General features: G+C 58.1%; 15 protein-coding genes and 3 pseudogenes. 12 read left to right on the forward strand and 6 right to left on the reverse strand.

Annotated features, from left to right (window positions below):
* Positions 1 to 60: 60 nt before the first annotated feature.
* Positions 61 to 678: a TetR/AcrR family transcriptional regulator gene (locus CKW37_RS08795; protein WP_095155296.1), complete on the reverse strand. Its 618-nt coding sequence runs from the start codon at positions 676 to 678 to the stop codon at positions 61 to 63.
* A gap of 287 nt (positions 679 to 965) precedes the next feature.
* Between CKW37_RS08795 and CKW37_RS08800 the strand changes: the two genes are divergently transcribed.
* Together CKW37_RS08800 and CKW37_RS08805 are read left to right on the forward strand one after the other, a co-directional pair.
* Entirely contained in the window at positions 966 to 1367 is a 402-nt protein-coding gene (locus CKW37_RS08800; protein ID WP_095155297.1) for a hypothetical protein, read from the forward strand.
* A 36-nt stretch (positions 1368 to 1403) separates the two neighbouring features.
* Positions 1404 to 1556 (forward strand): annotated as a pseudogene (locus CKW37_RS08805) (glutathione S-transferase); the annotation flags it as partial.
* Between the two features lie 173 nt (positions 1557 to 1729).
* Here the strand turns inward: CKW37_RS08805 and CKW37_RS08810 are convergent.
* The 3 genes from CKW37_RS08810 to CKW37_RS08820 all read right to left on the reverse strand — a co-directional run bounded on the left by CKW37_RS08810 (position 1730) and on the right by CKW37_RS08820 (position 5708).
* On the reverse strand, positions 1730 to 4147 hold the full coding sequence (locus CKW37_RS08810) for a TonB-dependent siderophore receptor (protein WP_095155298.1): 2418 nt from the start codon (positions 4145 to 4147) through the stop codon (positions 1730 to 1732).
* An 80-nt stretch (positions 4148 to 4227) separates the two neighbouring features.
* Positions 4228 to 5175, reverse strand: a complete 948-nt coding sequence (locus CKW37_RS08815; protein WP_095155299.1) for a FecR domain-containing protein — start codon at positions 5173 to 5175, stop codon at positions 4228 to 4230.
* On the reverse strand, positions 5172 to 5708 hold the full coding sequence (locus tag CKW37_RS08820) for a sigma-70 family RNA polymerase sigma factor (RefSeq protein WP_095155300.1): 537 nt from the start codon (positions 5706 to 5708) through the stop codon (positions 5172 to 5174). Before CKW37_RS08820 ends, CKW37_RS08815 begins: the two co-directional genes overlap by 4 nt.
* A gap of 197 nt (positions 5709 to 5905) precedes the next feature.
* Here CKW37_RS08820 and CKW37_RS08825 point away from each other — a divergent pair, with 197 nt between their 5' ends.
* From CKW37_RS08825 to CKW37_RS08850, 8 genes and pseudogenes are all read left to right on the forward strand, one after another.
* Positions 5906 to 6421 carry a sigma-70 family RNA polymerase sigma factor gene (locus tag CKW37_RS08825; protein ID WP_095155359.1) on the forward strand — a complete coding sequence of 172 codons (516 nt, stop codon included), beginning with the start codon at positions 5906 to 5908 and terminating at the stop codon, positions 6419 to 6421.
* The gene (locus CKW37_RS08830; protein ID WP_095155301.1) at positions 6408 to 7397 is read left to right on the forward strand and encodes a FecR domain-containing protein; all 990 of its coding nucleotides are present in this window, start codon (positions 6408 to 6410) and stop codon (positions 7395 to 7397) included. The genes CKW37_RS08825 and CKW37_RS08830 overlap by 14 nt, the downstream gene beginning before the upstream one ends.
* Positions 7398 to 7518: 121 nt before the next feature.
* Positions 7519 to 9930 (forward strand): TonB-dependent siderophore receptor, encoded by a 2412-nt coding sequence (locus tag CKW37_RS08835; RefSeq protein ID WP_095155302.1) that lies wholly within the window; start codon positions 7519 to 7521, stop codon positions 9928 to 9930.
* Between the two features lie 514 nt (positions 9931 to 10444).
* Positions 10445 to 10658: pseudogene (locus CKW37_RS33175) on the forward strand (hypothetical protein).
* Between the two features lie 209 nt (positions 10659 to 10867).
* Positions 10868 to 11497 carry a hypothetical protein gene (locus CKW37_RS32370; protein ID WP_143501948.1) on the forward strand — a complete coding sequence of 210 codons (630 nt, stop codon included), beginning with the start codon at positions 10868 to 10870 and terminating at the stop codon, positions 11495 to 11497.
* A gap of 152 nt (positions 11498 to 11649) precedes the next feature.
* Positions 11650 to 12303 carry a hypothetical protein gene (locus CKW37_RS08840; protein WP_095155303.1) on the forward strand — a complete coding sequence of 218 codons (654 nt, stop codon included), beginning with the start codon at positions 11650 to 11652 and terminating at the stop codon, positions 12301 to 12303.
* 164 nt (positions 12304 to 12467) lie between these two features.
* Positions 12468 to 12645: pseudogene (locus tag CKW37_RS08845) on the forward strand (integrase); the annotation flags it as partial.
* Positions 12646 to 12838: 193 nt separating this feature from the next.
* Positions 12839 to 13210: a hypothetical protein gene (locus CKW37_RS08850; RefSeq protein ID WP_095155360.1), complete on the forward strand. Its 372-nt coding sequence runs from the start codon at positions 12839 to 12841 to the stop codon at positions 13208 to 13210.
* 83 nt (positions 13211 to 13293) lie between these two features.
* Here the strand turns inward: CKW37_RS08850 and CKW37_RS08855 are convergent, their stop codons facing one another.
* Positions 13294 to 13662, reverse strand: coding sequence for a hypothetical protein (locus tag CKW37_RS08855; protein ID WP_095155304.1), 369 nt, complete (start codon positions 13660 to 13662; stop codon positions 13294 to 13296).
* Between the two features lie 327 nt (positions 13663 to 13989).
* Here CKW37_RS08855 and CKW37_RS33580 point away from each other — a divergent pair, with 327 nt between their 5' ends.
* Entirely contained in the window at positions 13990 to 14148 is a 159-nt protein-coding gene (locus CKW37_RS33580) for a cellular communication/signal transduction (RefSeq protein WP_371864276.1), read from the forward strand.
* Between the two features lie 277 nt (positions 14149 to 14425).
* On the opposite strand, the gene CKW37_RS08865 is transcribed toward CKW37_RS33580, so the two are convergent.
* Entirely contained in the window at positions 14426 to 14659 is a 234-nt protein-coding gene (locus tag CKW37_RS08865; protein WP_143501950.1) for a hypothetical protein, read from the reverse strand.
* A gap of 145 nt (positions 14660 to 14804) precedes the next feature.
* Between CKW37_RS08865 and glsB the strand changes: the two genes are divergently transcribed.
* Positions 14805 to 15725, forward strand: coding sequence for a glutaminase B (gene glsB / locus CKW37_RS08870; protein ID WP_095155306.1), 921 nt, complete (start codon positions 14805 to 14807; stop codon positions 15723 to 15725).
* The last annotated feature ends 46 nt before the right edge of the window (positions 15726 to 15771 follow it).

Genomic DNA, 15771 nt, shown 5'->3' on the forward strand with positions numbered 1-15771 from the left:
TCAGGGCTCACACCTTGAGTCTAGTGACCAATTTAGTCAATGGTCACAAAAGTGATTTTGTTAAGGCGAAAGGCTGCGCAACACCAACCCGCTGAGGTGCGTCGGCGCGTCATCGATATAGTCGAAGCCGTGCTGCAAGAGCAGCGGATTGAGGAACGGGCGCATAACCAGGTAGATCGCCATCACGGTTTCATCCAGCGGTGTCTTGCGCTCGAAGTCACCGTTTTGTCGCCCGGCTTGCAGGATGGTTTTGATCAACTCACGGATACGCTCTTCATACGCCAGCGTCGCCTGCCAGCGCTCGGTGGCTGCTGAAGAGGCAATTTCGTAAAGCTTGCGATCATCGGAGAACAAGCGAAGGCTGGCGATAACAATGGCCTTGAACAGACGACGCAGCTGCTCTGGCGGTTGATCGACCGCAGCAACAGCCGCCCTGACCTCAGCCTCGATTTGGCTCAGGCAGTTGGCGCAGATCATTTCGCCGATAGCCTGCTTGGACTCAAAGAATTTATAGATATAGGCCTTGGAAAAACCAATGGCCTTGGCCAAGTCCGAGACGGTGGTTTTCTCGTAGCCGTACAGGCTGAAATGCTCGGTAGCGGCGGCCACGATCTGGTCACGCACTTCATGACCGGCAGGGCCGCGAGCGGGAGTAGCGGGGGTCGGTGATTTATTCATGTTGGCAGCTTACTGCCAGTCGGCATTAGGGACAACGTGTGACCAAAATCATTTCAAGTCACGAGAATGCTCGCTAATGGCTGCTAGCTACCCTTCGCCAGGGGCAGCTTTGGGTCGATAGCGGTCAACCGCGAACGACCGCTCTCGACCCAAGAATAGAAATCCGAGCACTGTTTTAACACCCCAAGCCGAACAATCAGCCCACCAACAAAATCAATCCCAAATACCCCCGCCGCCTCCACGCTCTCCGATACCATCCCCAACCCACCTGCCCCACAGACAACCCCATGCCAAAACGCTCCCTCGCCATCAGATCACTGTTCGCCCTCTGCCTTCTCGTAGCAACAGCCAACCACCTGCATGCCGTCATCGAACACGGCTGGCTCTGGGACTACGGCTACGGAGCAACCACCGGTTTGCCAAGCCGCCTGTTCTGGGGCGGGCTCACACTTCTCGATCCGATAGCAGTGGCGCTGCTGTTCATCAGACCAAACACAGGCATTGCACTAACCGCAGCGATCATCGTGGTCGATGTCATTCACAACTCGTTCTACGTAGCCTCGCAACACCAGTGGCTGGAGCCTTTCTATATGTCCCAGGTCGGCTTCCTTGTCGCGGTGTTGTTGCTGGCACCTTTGGCCTGGAATCGGACGGCCGCAAACAGAGTTTTTCGTTCAACGGGTACATGAACCACACACCGTCCTTGACCGCCTCAATCCCGCCACTTTTCCCTGGCGGACATTGCCATCGGACTCTCGGTCAATCGCTGGCTTGAAACGCCCTTCGATCATCCGCACTTGCCGGCGGTGAGCGACTATTACGAGCGGCTGAGCGAACGCGCCGGGTTCCGCCTGTATGGACGGAACGGAACGCCTTAGGTAATGCCAGTCAGTTCCCTTCGCGAGCGAGCTCGCTCCTACAAAAGCGGCGCGCCTGTAGGAGCGAGCTTGCTCGCGAAGAGCCGCAAAGCGGCCCCAATTGATTTAACTGAGTGATCCTTGGACTCAGCGCCCACCACAGAGTGAGCGCCCATTGCTCTCTCGCCCTCCCCTTACCAGTCGTGACTCAACGTCGCGATCACATTACGGCGGTTTCCGTACAACACCGAATCCTCGTAGAAGCCGGGCTCGAAATAGCGCTTGTCGAACAGGTTGGTGCCGGTGATCGAAATCTTGCTGCCGGTGAGCCCGACCTTGCCCAGGTCGTAGCGCAGCGTGGCGTCGGTCAGGGTGTAATGCGCGACTTTCAGGGTGTTCTGGATATTCTGCGAAGACCCCATATACCGCTGGCCAATCCCCGCCCCCACACCGTCGAACATCCCCGCATCAATCGTGTAATCAAGCCAGACGCCAGCCGCGTGGCGAGGAATGGCCCGCGGGGTGTTGCCTTTGTAGCTGGTGTCTTCAGTGATCCGGGCATCGGTGTAAGCGTATGACGCGAGCACATTCAGGTTGTTTGTCAGGCTGGCCTTGCCTTCGACTTCAATGCCGCGAGAACGCACTTCCCCACTCTGCACCGAATAGCCCGAATTGAGCGGATCTGCGGTGGTGACGTTTTTCTGGGTCAGGTCGAACGCCGATACCGTGACCGAGCTGTTGTAGCCAGGCGGCTGGTATTTGATCCCGACTTCGTATTGCTTGCCTTCGGTGGGTTTGAACAGCGTGCCGGAAATATCGGTATTCGGGTTGGGCTGGAACGAGGTGCTGTAACTGGCATAGGGGGTGATGCCGTTATCGAACAGATAGGCCAGCCCGACACGCCCGGTGAATTTATGGTCGCGCTGCCGGACGTCGGTCTTTTCGGTGCCGAAGTACAGGCCCTGTTCATGGCCCTCGGCCCAGTCTTCGCGACCGCCAATGGTCAATGCCCATTTGTCCAGCTTGATCTGGTCCTGCAGGTACAGGCCGGCCTGCTGCATCGTGCTGCGCTCATCCCGCTGCAAAGGGTCGTACCAGATCGCCCCGCCGCCATAAACCGGGCGGTACAGGTCGAGCATTTCGAAGTCGGGATCCGGGTCACCGTTGCGGCGGGTTTCTGCGGCTTTGTAATGGGAATAGTCGAGACCGGCGATCAGCGTGTGTTGTAGCGGTCCGGTGTTGAAGGTGCCCTGGATGTTGTTGTCGACCATGAACGTGTCGCTGTTTTTCGGGCGGTACTGCAGCCCCACATCCTGAGTGCGTCCGTCGTCGTTGAGCACCACATCCGGCCCGCTGGAAAGGTACCCAACCCGGGAGTGCATGTAGCGCAGGTTTTGCTGGAACTTCCAGTCATTGTCGAACAGGTGCTCGTAGATCGAGCCGATCGAGGTGGTCTCGACGTGGTAATAGCTGCCCTTCCAGCCCAGATTGGTATCTGGATCGATGTGCCCGTAGGGGCTCTTGAGCACCGTACCGATTGCCGGAAAACTCTGTTCCGAACCGCCAGTTTTGGTCTTGTTGTAACTGGTGAGCAGGGTCAGGGTGTTGGCGTCGTCGGGTTTCCAGGTCAGCGACGGAGCAATGTAGGTGCGATCGTCAGGTGAATGATCGACCTGGGTGCCACTGTCGCGCTGAAGCATCACGACACGCCCGAACAGTGTGCCGGCACTGTCCAGTTGGTCACCGATATCCAGCCCGAACTGGCGACGCTCGAAGCTGCCCCCTTGCACTTCCACATGGCGGATCGGCGTTTCCTGTGGCCGCTTGCTGGTCATGTTGACCACCCCGCCTGGCGCCATTTGCCCGAACAGCACCGAGGCCGGGCCTTTGATCACGTCGAGGCGCTCAAGGCCGAAGGTCTCGAAATTGGTGTCGTACTGGTTGAAACCTGAACGCAGCCCGTCCTGATAAATACCGAACAGGTTGAACGCGCGAAAGCCGCGCATGAAGATGTCCGGCGCGCCCTGCCCGCCCGCGTAGTCGAGCACCCGGATGCCCGGCGTGTAAGCCACAGCGGAGTTGAAATCCTGCACGCCGCGCTGGTCCATTTCGTCGCGGGTGATCACCGAAATGCTCTGCGGAATTTCATTGATCGGGGTATCGGTCTTGGTGCCGACCGTCGTGCGTTTGGCCACGTAACCGGCCACCGGCCCCGTGCCGTTTTCCTGGGCCTGGCGGCTTGCGTCGATCTCGACCGGCTCGATCTCGATCGAGGCGTCGCTGCGCGGCAAGGGCTCCAGCACATACACGCCATCGCCACGGGACACCGCGTGCAGTCCGCTGCCCGACAACAACCGGGCGAAGCCGGTGGCAAGCGCAACGTCGCCTTCCAGCCCCTGGCTCTGCCGCCCCTGCACAAGTGCAGGATCAATGGCGAGGTTGATGCCCGCCGTCGCCGCGAAGCTCGAAAGTGCTTGCCCAAGCGGGCCCGCCGGGATGGAGAAATGCTGAGAAGACGCCGCCATCAACGCCGGGCTCGCGAGTACGCTCAGCGCCAGCGTGGCGCCGCGCACAGCGCAGGCGAGAGAAGAATAACCAGATGAAAAACGCATGAATGCTCCGTATCGATGAGACCTGTTTGCTGAGAGGACACGCCAGCAATGAAAAACAGGACAGGCGACAGGAATTTTTTTCAGACTGACCGGGGCTGCAGCGTGACCCAGTAGCGCGTCCGGTACACCACACTGACCGGCAGGGCCTGAGCCACGGCGCTGAGGATCAGGTCCGTATCAGCCAATTGAAAGGCGCCGCTGATGAGCAGATCGGCAATGTGCGGATCACACCGCAGCCAGCCGGGCCGGTAACGGTTCAGCTCCCTGGCGAACGTCGAAAGCGGCATGCGCTCGACACGCAGCACGCCCGTGCTCCAGCCATCACTGCCGGGCACGAGCGGCTGCGCGGCCATCACGTATTGGCGGTCGAAACGGGCCTGGTTGCCGGCGCTCACGCGGGTGGCCTCGGTGCGGTCTTTCGGACAAATATCCACCGCGCCGCCGTACACACAGACCAGACTGTCGTCCTCTTCAAGGCGCACGCTGAAACGCGTCCCGACGGGATACACGTCGCCCTGCCCGGTCTGTACCCGCAGCGGCCGGGTGAGCGAATCCCGCCCCGTGGAAACCAGCACTTCTCCCGAGCGCAGGCGGATCAGCCGCTGCTGGGCATCGAAGACGATATCGACGGCGCTGCCGGTGTTCAGGTTCAGACGGGTGCCATCGGGAAGGTCGATCTGTCGCTGCTCGCCGACCAGGGTTCGCTCGTCCGCCGACCAGTCGGCATGACGCCAGACCATCAGCGCGGCAGGCCCCGCAGTCATCAGCAGTATCAGGGCCTTGAGTCCGGCGCGGCGACTCAGTCGGTCGGCGCGATCAAGCGTGCGCACTCCGACACCTTCCGGAATCCCCTTCCACTGCTGGCTGACCCGCTGGGCAAGCTGCCAGGCACGTTCATGATCGGGGTGCTGGCTGCGCCACTGCTCGAAGCGCTTTCGTTGCGCGGCATCAGGCCCGGCCTCGTGCAGGCGGATGAACCAGCGCGCCGCCTCGCGAACCACGCTTTGCTCCAGCGGTGCCTCGCTCATGACGCGTCCGTCATCGCCAGCACCATGCACTGCTCCATCGCCTGGGTCAGATACCGCTGCACGGTCCGCACCGTGACATCCAGCATCTGGGCGATTTCGGCGTAGGTATGGCCATCGAGTTGCGACAACAGGAACGCGCGACGCACCGCCGGCGGCAGACCGTGCAGCAGTGTGTCAACGGCCTGCAGCGCTTCACGGATCAGCCATTGTTCCTCGACTGACAGCCCGGTTTGCTCGGTGTATTCAGCCAGCGTCTGCAACCAGGCCTCTTCGACAGAACGCCGCCGGTGCAGATTGAGCATGAGCCGCCTGGCCACCGTCGCCAGATAGGCTCGCGGCTGCCGCAGGTCCGGCGCCAGAGGCGTGGCTGACGTGCGAAACAGACGCAGAAAGGTGTCCTGCGCCAGATCGGCGGCATCGCTGCGGCAGCGGATACGCCGATACAACCAGGTCTGCAACCAGGAATGGTGATCGACATAGAGAACCGTGAAATCGCGATGCAATTCCGACTCGCGCGACGATGCGCCATCCATTGGAAGACTTCCTGATATTTAGATGCAAGTGCAGACGGTAATGAGTCGCAATGTTAGCAACGTGCCCAAGCACTGACAACGGCCGGTGAGCAGGTCGAGCTAACCTCCGCAAACGCTGGGCACCGCGCATTTGCGTGACGCCCATTGGCGTGAGTAGAATGCGACTAATTATCAATCATGTACTTTTCGGGATGCCGATGCGCAGCGACGACACAGTAGGTACTGCAGAGCTGGGGCTGCTGTATCGCACCCACCACTCGTGGTTACACGGCTGGCTAAGCCGACGCACTGGCTGTCGCGAAAACGCGGCGGACCTGGCGCAAGACACCTTCGTGCGTCTGCTCAAATCCCGTCAATCAAGCCCGTTGCGCGAACCCCGTGCCTATTTGAGCAGCATCGCCCGCGGGCTGATGATCGATCAGTATCGTCGTCGCGAACTCGAACGCGCCTACCTGGAAAGCGTCGCGTTGCTGCCTCAACAAGAGGTGCCCTCGGCAGAAAGCCGGCTGCTGATTCTCGATGCGCTCGAGCGCGTCGACCGCATGCTCGATCAGCTCAAGCCGAGAGTTCGCCAGGCATTTCTGTTGGCCCAGCTCGACGGTTTGAGCTGCACACAAATAGCCGCAAAGCTCGGTGTATCCCGCGCGACGGTGGAACGCGACCTGACCAAGGCCCTGCAACACTGCTACCGCTTGCGCTATGTCGAAGAGTGACCCGCAGGCGCTGGATCCGGCCATTGTCGACCAGGCGATACACTGGCTGGTGAGCCTTCGCTTCAACCAGGCAGATGAGCACACCCGGCGCACGTTCGAGCAGTGGCTGCTCCAGCGCCCGGAGCATCTGTTGGCGTGGCAGCGGGTGGAAACCCTTGGCGATGAATTCGCCGGCATTCCAGCCCAACTGGCCCGACAAACCCTCAATGGCACCCACCGTGGAATGCGTCGACGGCAAAGCCTGAAGCTGCTGGGCCTGCTAGCCACTGTCAGCGGCGCGGCCTGGCTCGGCCGGGATTACACGCCACTGCCGGCCATGCTTGCGCAACAGCACAGCAGCACCGGCGAACAACGGCATGTCCATCTCGATGATGGCAGCCTTATCCAGCTCAATAGCGACAGCGCTGTCGACAGCGATTTCGACGCACAGCGACGCCTGGTCATTCTGCGACGGGGTGAAATCATCGTGAATGTCGGCGCGGATGAGCACTCGCCGCAAACGCGCCCCTTCTGGGTACAAACACGCGACGGGGTCATGCGCGCCCAGAGCACCCGCTTCCTGGCGCGCGAGCGTGACGACGGCACCCTGCTCGCTGTTCAGGGCGGGGCGGTCACGGTGTTTCCTGGCTCCAGCCACACCCTTGCCGGCAGCGGCAGCAGCAGCGTCCAGGCCGGACATCAACTGCTGTTCACCGCCAATGGCGCCCGTGAGTTCAGGGATAACGGCCTCGATGTATGGAGCTGGAGCGACGGGGTGATCAGCGCGCGCGATATGCGCCTCGGTGATTTTATCGGGGAGTTGTCGCGTTATCGCCCAGGCGTTTTGCGCTGCGCCGACGCGGTGGCTGATCGTCGGGTCTCCGGCACCTTTCAGCTCGCCGACAACGATCAGGTCCTGGCATTGGTCGCACAGTCACTGCGTCTGCGCGTTGATTATCGGACCCGTTATTGGGTGACATTGAGCGCTGCCGGCTGAGTCCAACTGCTCCTTTCTCTTGGCTGAAAAAATAAATGAGGGAATTTCTCATTCTCGCTCGACCTGTAAGGAAGGCCGAAACACAGGCCAGTCTGCCAATACCCTTCCATGGAGCGAGATAATGAGTTCGTCCCCGGTTCCACAGCGCCATCCGTTAAATATTGCCTTACGCAGTGCGATCTTGGGTTTGGTCGTCAGCAGCTACGCCCTGCCGTCGCTGGCGCAGTCTTCAACCGCTGAGCCACGCAATCAGGTCCAGCACTGGAACATCGCGGCCGGCCCATTGGCGCCGGCGCTTGACCGCTTTGCCCGCGAGGCTGGCATCAGCCTTTCCTTCGATGCGGCGAGCGTAGCCAACCGCACCACTACGGGCGTGAACGGTACTCTCGACACCGCGGCAGCCCTGTCGTCGCTGTTGCAAGGGAGCGAGTTGCAGATCGAGCAGCAAGGCCCGAATGCCTACCTGCTGACCCCTCAACCAAAGGCCGCCGGCCCGCTCGAACTCGGCGCCACCGACGTCGAGGACTTCCGCCTCGCGCCCCTGATCGTCAATGCCAAGGTCAAGGTCAATGCCGACGACGACACCAACTCGGTGGTCGCCAAGGAACTCTGGGTCGGCGGCAAAGTGGCGACCAGCATTCTCAACACGCCCGCATCCGTGTCGGTGGTGACCCGCAAGGAAATGGAGCAACGCAGCGTCAGCACCACGGAAGAAGCGTTGCTCTACACGCCCGGCGTGGTCAGCGACTTTTATGGCTCGGACGACCGCAACGACTACTTCCAGATCCGCGGCTTCCAGGCCACCACCTACCGCGACGGCTTGACCCTGAGTTCGATGCGCGGTGTACGCGAAGACCCTTTCGCCTATGAGCGCATCGAAATTCTGCGCGGCGCCAACTCCACGCTGTTCGGCCCGGCGGACCCGGGTGGCTCGGTGAACTTCGTGAGCAAACAGCCGCGCTTCGAGCAGTTTGGCCAGGGCTATGTGACCTACGGCTCCTTTGACCATATCGAGACAGGCGTCGATGTGGGCGATGCCCTGAATGACGATAAAACCGTGGCCGGCCGCTTCACCGCCAAAGTGCAAAACAGCGACCGCGAGTACGACCACTCGCAGGACGACAACAGGCTGGTGATGGGTGGCCTGACCTGGGCGCCCACCGATTACACCTCGGCCACCCTGGTCCTGGACTACCTGAAAACCGAAAGCTCGCCCAACAGCGGCGGCTATCCGCTGGACAAGGAATACGACCGCAGCGACTTCTATGGCGAGCCCAGCTACAACTTTCACGATGTCGAGCGCACCAGCCTCAGTGGCAACGTCACCCATGACTTCGACAACGGCTTCGTGCTGCGCAGCAACCTGCGTTACAGCGAGCTGACCGACGACTATGGCTACGTTTACCTGAGCGATAACGCCTCGCGTGTCGGCACGACGATTCCCCGCTACCTGCTGGGAACGGACAGCGACGCCAACCAGTTCAACGGCAACCTGATGCTGCAATACGATGCCCGCTTCGAGCACATCGACAGCAGCACCCTGGTGGGCGTGGAATATCTCGACTCGTCAACCAAGGAGCGCTCCGTCTACGACCTGGCGTCCTCGATCGACATCGCCAACCCGGTGTTCACTGGCGTTTCAAGCGCACTCACGCCGTATACCGCGAAAAAGAGCGAGGCGACCACCAAGGCGGTATTCCTCCAGCAGAACCTGTCGTTCTACGAGCGTTTCATCGTCACCGCCGGTGTGCGCAACGACTCGATGAAACTGTCCAGCAAGGGCTACAACCAGTTCTCCAGCCCTGTGCAATTTGATGATAAGGACAACTTCTCCGAGACCTCCTACCGCGGCGCGTTGACCTATATCGTCAACGATGAGGTTTCCACCTACGTGAGCATGGTGGAATCCGTCTCGCCGCCTCAGGTTGGCGTGACACCGCAAACGGGCAGACAGTACGAAGTGGGCGTGAAGTATTCGCCCATGGGGATGGACGCGCTGTTCTCCGCAGCCATTTACGACCTGACCCAGGAAAACGTCACCATCGCCGTGGTGCTGCCAAGCGGCATCATCGAGCAGCAAACGGTGGGCGAGTCGCGGGTCCGCGGCCTCGACCTGGAAGCCAAGGCGCAGGTCACGCAGAACGTCAGCCTGATCGGCGGCTACTCCTACATGGAGTCCGAAGTCCTGCGCGGCTCGTTGTACGACGGCAGTTCCCTCAAGGGCAATGAGTTCACCACCGCGCCGAAGCATTCCGCCTCGCTGTGGAGCTACTACAGCGTGCCCGGCACTGACGTCAGCGTTGGCCTCGGCGCGCGCTACGTCGGCGCCTATTACCTGAATGCGGCCAACACCAACAAAAGCGATGGCACCACGTTGTTCGACGCTGCCCTCAACTACCGGATTGCCAAAGGCACCGATCTGGCGGTGAATGTCAGCAACCTGCTGGATGAGCAACACGTGGTGGGTGCCGGTACGGCGAACTTCTATAACCCGGGTCGGGAGGTTACGGCCAAGGTGAGTTACAACTGGTAGGGTGTTTTCCCGGAAGGAAGTGGTGCCCGCTGAGTAGCGGGCACTGTCGGGTTGGCCGCCAAACAGCGGAATAAATGTGTTTTTTCCAGCGGGTTGTTGCGCGCCGATAGCGCGAAAAAGCATGAGCTTGGTTTCGAGCGTTTGCTTCCGCAAGGTAGGTAGTGAAGTTAAGCCGGCCACTGGGTCGCTGCGACCGCAGCCCCTCTCCCAAGACCGCAGAAGTCTGCAACGTGCAGGACTAACGGCACCTCACGCCCAGGTACTAGCGACTGACAGATAGCGGAGATAACGTCGAATATAACCGTCCGCCATCGGCCAGAAGCGGTCCTTCGAAATCGTCTACGCAAATAGGGCCTATGCAGGATTGAGCTTATTCGGCAGGCTTAGCCCCAACCAGTCTGGTTCCTCCCTCCAGAACACATTTCTTTGTTGCATTTTCTAGGCATGCAGCGACTATTGCCCATAAGAAGCACCACCGCTACTACTCTTTCCATTTTCGAAAGAAGTCCATGCCATGTCAGGCGAATATTCGTATTGGATGTGCTGGAACGGATGTACGAGAACCAGCTCGGGTTTGAGGCAGCCTTGATGGAGCTTACGCTCATGCAGAGACACAAGGTGTGACTGATGCTGGAAACAATGTTCGGAGGGCCTTGTGGGCGATTGGTGTGAATGCGGGATACATCAAGCAAGGCTTGGCCAAGCTGAAAGGAAAAAGCTCGGGCTAGATTCGATTCGGTACAGCCGAGACCGGATCGGTCTAGGATCTGCCGTCGGCTTTCGGCCAATTGCGATTGTTCAGATATGTTCTGAAATGTCGTAGCAAGTCAGGTCAAGATCGGGGATAAATATCGGGCGAAAGCCAACTGCACGTACGATCATAGTGAAAATAGAATCACGCTCCGTGATAGGGCATCAACTGTGGAGAAAAAGGCTGATGGATCTTGCTAGCTGGATCTCAATATTTATGGCTGTGATTGCTGTGGCTACAGCGATTGTCACATACGCTGTTTTCCGCTCCGCAACAGATCCGACGGTGATTGTATATGCGCAGCCGGATCTTCAAAGGCAATCTATAGTAAACCTCATTATTGAAAATATCGGCAGAGGTGCAGCCCACGGAGTTTTTTTCAAACCCAGCCGCCCCTTGCCACAAAATGCTTTCTCCATATCTGTACCAGAAAAAATGCCCGACCAAATGCAATCCGGGCCAATCGCTAATGGGATACCTTTTTTGGCGCCCGGCCAGCGACTTTCAATCTCATGGGGGCAGTATGGCGGTTTATATAAATACCTAGGGGATGAGCCAATTCGCATTGATACTTTTTGCTACAGAACACGTTCTAATGGACTATTTTCAAAGAGGCTTCAATCAAGCTCAACCCTTGATATAAGAATGTTCCAGACTTCTGAGTCGACTGAACACGGCTATGGTCCAAATCTCGTAAAAGAATTGAAAGCTTTAAATGTCACGTTAAAATCAATTGAGAGACAGCTTAAAAAACCATTGATCGACTTGGCTGCCCAGCCAAATCTGGACGTCTCTCAAAACATTAGCATTAGCTGATAATTATTAAGCGAATTGATAAAGTTGAATGATGTTGATTGGGGGTGAGTACCAGGTTTAAGCACGAACGCCGTGATTTGATAGGGTGTCTCGGCACAGGCGAAAGTCGGCCCCTTTACCAAAATTTAGCCACTCTAATCGAGACTTCGCAGATGACCGAAGAGAGCACTCTGGGAAAACTAATTGCTAGTCTTCAGAAGAAGATTTCTGAGGGTAGCTTGGACAAGTCCGCAATTGAGGAAGCAACGAAAGAACTAGCTAAGCTTGGGTATCAATACGACGAAGATCGTTTCCCCCCGCTCGTAGGAACGGAAGATTTCTCGAACAATAGTTCAGAATCTCCACAAGACCTTGCAGAGGCTCTTTTGTGGAAGCTAGGGAAATGGAAAGCATACAAAAAGTTCTGTGAGAACTATGCCGCAGAGCAGTCAGTGCCAACCAAGACCGACGTGGTGTTCTATGCCTTTGCAATGCATCTGAAAGATAAAAATAATCCGATTTATGACCAGCACGCAATCAGGTCGCTTTGGGCTATCTTCAGAAAATTAACCACCGACGAGAGGCAGAAGTGCAAGTCGCTACTTTTCGATACGAAAAACAAGTGGAAGCAATCTGGCACAGGGAAGAGTGCAATTGATTGCTACTCAATTTTCGTCAAACACGTTAATGACCTAGTTTCGGCTAGCGGGGGAGCAAGCAGGTCTGAACTTGACCGCTTGCTCATGCCTCTAGGTCAGGCAATCAAGGAGTCTACGAAAACGTATATTGAATTTGACGCCCTTTGTGGTTGGCCTGGCAGTGGTTAACAATTCGCTACAGGCGCGACGGCCCTGAAGGGCCGCGGCCTTTGTGCAGACGTTAGTGTGCGCTCCCGGCCGAAAGCTGACGGCCACGATTGACCGCTTTTGGCCGGTTAGCGACCACTGCTTTGGCTAGCCATCCTTGTCCTTCCACACGTGGAGGACTTGCCATGAACATCATCGCTACCTACAGCCGTCAGCCCTGGAACAAAGGAAAAATTGGTCGGGCAGAAAACCCCGCTCCGACTGAGAGATATCTGGGCCATCCGAGTGAGACTTCAAATTGCAGAAAGAACCCGGGATTTGGCCCTCTTCGATCTGGCCATCGACAGCAAGCTTCGAGCCTGCACGGAATAGGGGACCAGGAATAGGGGACAGATTTATTTATTGGGCAACAGTCCGCTTCTGGCCGTTTTCCGCCTGTCGTGACGGGCCGAAATCGACCCAATTGCTGGCTGTCGTAACAGTTGCCTGCCTAGCGTGGATATCTTTGCCAGCGCTATTGTGCGCACCATGTACCCACAAAAAATGGAGCCCAATGATGAGGGCAGAACGCTATCGAGTTCGCTTAATGTTCGAATGGGGCGGCGGTTGCCTTTGGTGTGGAAACAATATTGCCCGGGATAAATTTTCTGTAGGGCCTATTGAAGAGAGGCTACCACTCAGTAACGAAGTCCAGGCAATGCTTAACGAGCTTTCACAGTGGCATGACACCTCGCTGAACTGGGACTACCCACCTGATCCCGGCCCTTGGAGTGCAGATGATTACGCAAGATTTGACGAGGCCGCCGCTAAATTACTGAAATCCATCCAACAGGAATTGGGTGAAGAATTCGAGGTGGTGTACGAAAAACTTTGGCTTATCGGTGTGAGCCTTCGACCTGATTCTGATAACGAAAGGATGCAGCTATAGATCGGTAGCCCACCTTTGCAACAGGCCGCCACAACCCAAAGCAGACATTTCAGCTTCTTGATCAGTAGTAGCCCCCGCCAGTCCTAAAATCGAGACGGCGGTTCATTTCCAGCTTTGATCTGTGAAAAGACATGGTCTGGATCTGCCTGGCACCAATATCTGAACAGAAGGCGAGGTTCGGTATCCCCAAAATACTGACTCAGGAAGCTCTCGGCGGGGATTAGCAATTTAGTTTCTGGCCATTGCTGAGCTAAAACACCTATGTGCTTGCCAGACGAACAAATAATCCACGTCGCCTTGCCTCCACTGATGCCAGGCAGGTAACCCATACCTTGGATCGCTTCGAACAAAGCGCGCAGTGTTACTGCTGGATCAAGCCTGATTGATGTCCTATGACTTTCCAGATCATCCCCTGCATGCACGCTATCCCGATCAATTTGAATGACCAACATGAATGTTCCTTTTTAGCGTTGTGTAGTCACTAGAATGCCAGCGTAGGAATGCCAGCAGCTATCTGTCTACAGTCCGCTTCTGGCCGGTAGCAGCCCTTAAAGAAGGTCTACTTTGGGTCGAAAGCAGCAATCCACAACCGGCTGCTAACAACCCTTAGCGGACTGGCCTTCTGTTCATTTGCAGCCGTATGTCAGTGGCGTAGCCCTACTGCGGAGAACCTGTGGCGCCGCCGCCCTGGTTTTGATGCCCGCTCGGCAGGCACAAGCCCGAACGCACGTAAAACCGTCGGCCCCGCTGACATTTACTGGGCCGAAGTCATATTCGTCATGAAACGTAAACACCTGCAGCGGCTGAAGGCAGGGTATTCACGCTTGCTTGAACACAAACGGCTTCATGTCTTGGATATTCCCGACGATTACCGCTACATGGACCCCGAACTGATCACCATCCTGGAAGACACCTTGACGCCCTGCCTCAAGGGCTAGCCTTCGCGTCTATCTGGTGTCACGCGCATCAGATTGGTGGCTCAGCACCAAAACTGCCACTCACCGATTTAGTGCTTGATCCTGGCGAAGCAGTCGCCATCGGCCTCGAAAAAACTTGGTACATCGAAGCGGTGTTGAAGGCTGTGCACCAGAGGTTGTGCTTGAGCCGACGCCAGGGCGCTGCCATAGAAAATGCCGTAACCCACGCTCAACCAATACGGCCGACGCCATGCCCCAACCCACAAGGCGGTTACTTAACCCCGAGCGCCCTGCCGGCTCAGGCCTCAGATATGCCTGCTTCACCGGGCCGTTGCTGGCAGTGAACGGTGGCCCCGCTGCTCACCAACCGCCACAGCGAAGTCGCTTCATCCCGCTCAATAAACCCCTGCGCTTCAAGCCGCTCAAGCGTGTCCACCGCCCGCTGATAACCAAACAACGCGATCCGCTGAACCATCGAGATGCCAAAAGTCTCGTGCGCTTTCAGGCGCGCCAGAAGTTCCAGGTCGTTCATGGTTTCTGTCCTTTCATGAAGGGTGTAATCGTGCAATTGTCCGAAGCCCTTCAGGGGGTCGATTTGCGTCAGCACCACCAACAATGTGCTCCACCCCCGCCCACCATCGTCTGAACCCACACCTCCGCACCCCAGGCATTTCCCGATGCAAGCACTGCTGCAAGACATCCTCGACCAGGTCCGCCCGCTGCTCAGCCAGGGCCAGGTGGCGCAATACATCCCTGCCCTCGCCCAGGTCGAACCCGACCAGTTGGGCATCGCCGTGCACGGCCTGGACGGTCAGGTGCATTGCGCGGGCGATGCGCACACGCCCTTCTCGATCCAGAGCATTTCCAAGGTGTTCAGCCTGGTCCAGGCGATCGGCCACAGCGGCGAGGCGATCTGGTCGCGGTTGGGCTACGAGCCTTCCGGGCAGGCGTTCAATTCGCTGGTGCAACTGGAAGTGGAAAAAGGTAAACCGCGCAATCCCTTCATCAACGCCGGGGCGCTGGTGATCTGCGATATCAACCAGTCGCGCTATGCCACACCAACGCTGTCGATGCGCGACTTCGTCCGCCGTCTGGCGGGCAATCCGCGCATTGTCAGCGATGCGCTGGTGGCCGAGTCCGAATACCAGCACCGCGCGCGCAACGCGGCCATGGCCTACCTGATGCAGGCGTTCGGCAACTTTCATAACGAGGTCGAGGCGGTGCTGCGCAGCTACTTCCACCACTGCGCGCTGTCCATGAACTGCGTGGATGTGGCCCGCGCTTTTGCCTTTCTGGCCAACAGCGGTTACTGCCCGCACAGCGGCGAACAGGTGCTCAGCCCGCGCCAGGCGCAACAGGTCAACGCGATCATGGCCACCAGCGGGCTGTACGACGAGGCCGGCAATTTCGCCTACCGCGTCGGCTTGCCGGGCAAGAGCGGCGTGGGAGGCGGCATCGTCGCGGTGGTGCCGGGCCGCTACAGCATCTGTGTGTGGTCGCCCGCGCTCAACGCCTCGGGCAACTCGCTGGCGGGATTGCGCGCGCTGGAACTGCTGAGCGAACGCATGACCGGATCGGTGTTTTCGGCGGTGCCTTGAGCGGCCGTGACATCAAGCGATAGTGCCGCGAGGCGGGCCCCCGCGG

It is taken from the genome of Pseudomonas sp. Irchel 3E13, assembly GCF_900187455.1.
Taxonomy (GTDB): domain Bacteria; phylum Pseudomonadota; class Gammaproteobacteria; order Pseudomonadales; family Pseudomonadaceae; genus Aquipseudomonas.

Excerpts from the sequence above, each read along its gene's own strand:
- CKW37_RS08830 (WP_095155301.1), top strand. The coding sequence starts at position 6,408 with ATGTCGAAGAGTGACCCGCAGGCGCTGGATCCGGCCATTGTCGACCAG.
- CKW37_RS08810 (WP_095155298.1), bottom strand. The coding sequence starts at position 4,147 with ATGCGTTTTTCATCTGGTTATTCTTCTCTCGCCTGCGCTGTGCGCGGC.
- CKW37_RS08865 (WP_143501950.1), bottom strand. The coding sequence starts at position 14,659 with ATGAACGACCTGGAACTTCTGGCGCGCCTGAAAGCGCACGAGACTTTT.
- glsB (WP_095155306.1), top strand. The coding sequence starts at position 14,805 with ATGCAAGCACTGCTGCAAGACATCCTCGACCAGGTCCGCCCGCTGCTC.
- CKW37_RS08800 (WP_095155297.1), top strand. The coding sequence starts at position 966 with ATGCCAAAACGCTCCCTCGCCATCAGATCACTGTTCGCCCTCTGCCTT.
- CKW37_RS08840 (WP_095155303.1), top strand. The coding sequence starts at position 11,650 with ATGACCGAAGAGAGCACTCTGGGAAAACTAATTGCTAGTCTTCAGAAG.
- CKW37_RS08795 (WP_095155296.1), bottom strand. The coding sequence starts at position 678 with ATGAATAAATCACCGACCCCCGCTACTCCCGCTCGCGGCCCTGCCGGT.
- CKW37_RS08855 (WP_095155304.1), bottom strand. The coding sequence starts at position 13,662 with ATGTTGGTCATTCAAATTGATCGGGATAGCGTGCATGCAGGGGATGAT.
- CKW37_RS08815 (WP_095155299.1), bottom strand. The coding sequence starts at position 5,175 with ATGAGCGAGGCACCGCTGGAGCAAAGCGTGGTTCGCGAGGCGGCGCGC.
- CKW37_RS08850 (WP_095155360.1), top strand. The coding sequence starts at position 12,839 with ATGAGGGCAGAACGCTATCGAGTTCGCTTAATGTTCGAATGGGGCGGC.
- CKW37_RS33580 (WP_371864276.1), top strand. The coding sequence starts at position 13,990 with ATGAAACGTAAACACCTGCAGCGGCTGAAGGCAGGGTATTCACGCTTG.
- CKW37_RS08835 (WP_095155302.1), top strand. The coding sequence starts at position 7,519 with ATGAGTTCGTCCCCGGTTCCACAGCGCCATCCGTTAAATATTGCCTTA.
- CKW37_RS08820 (WP_095155300.1), bottom strand. The coding sequence starts at position 5,708 with ATGGATGGCGCATCGTCGCGCGAGTCGGAATTGCATCGCGATTTCACG.
- CKW37_RS08825 (WP_095155359.1), top strand. The coding sequence starts at position 5,906 with ATGCGCAGCGACGACACAGTAGGTACTGCAGAGCTGGGGCTGCTGTAT.
- CKW37_RS32370 (WP_143501948.1), top strand. The coding sequence starts at position 10,868 with ATGGATCTTGCTAGCTGGATCTCAATATTTATGGCTGTGATTGCTGTG.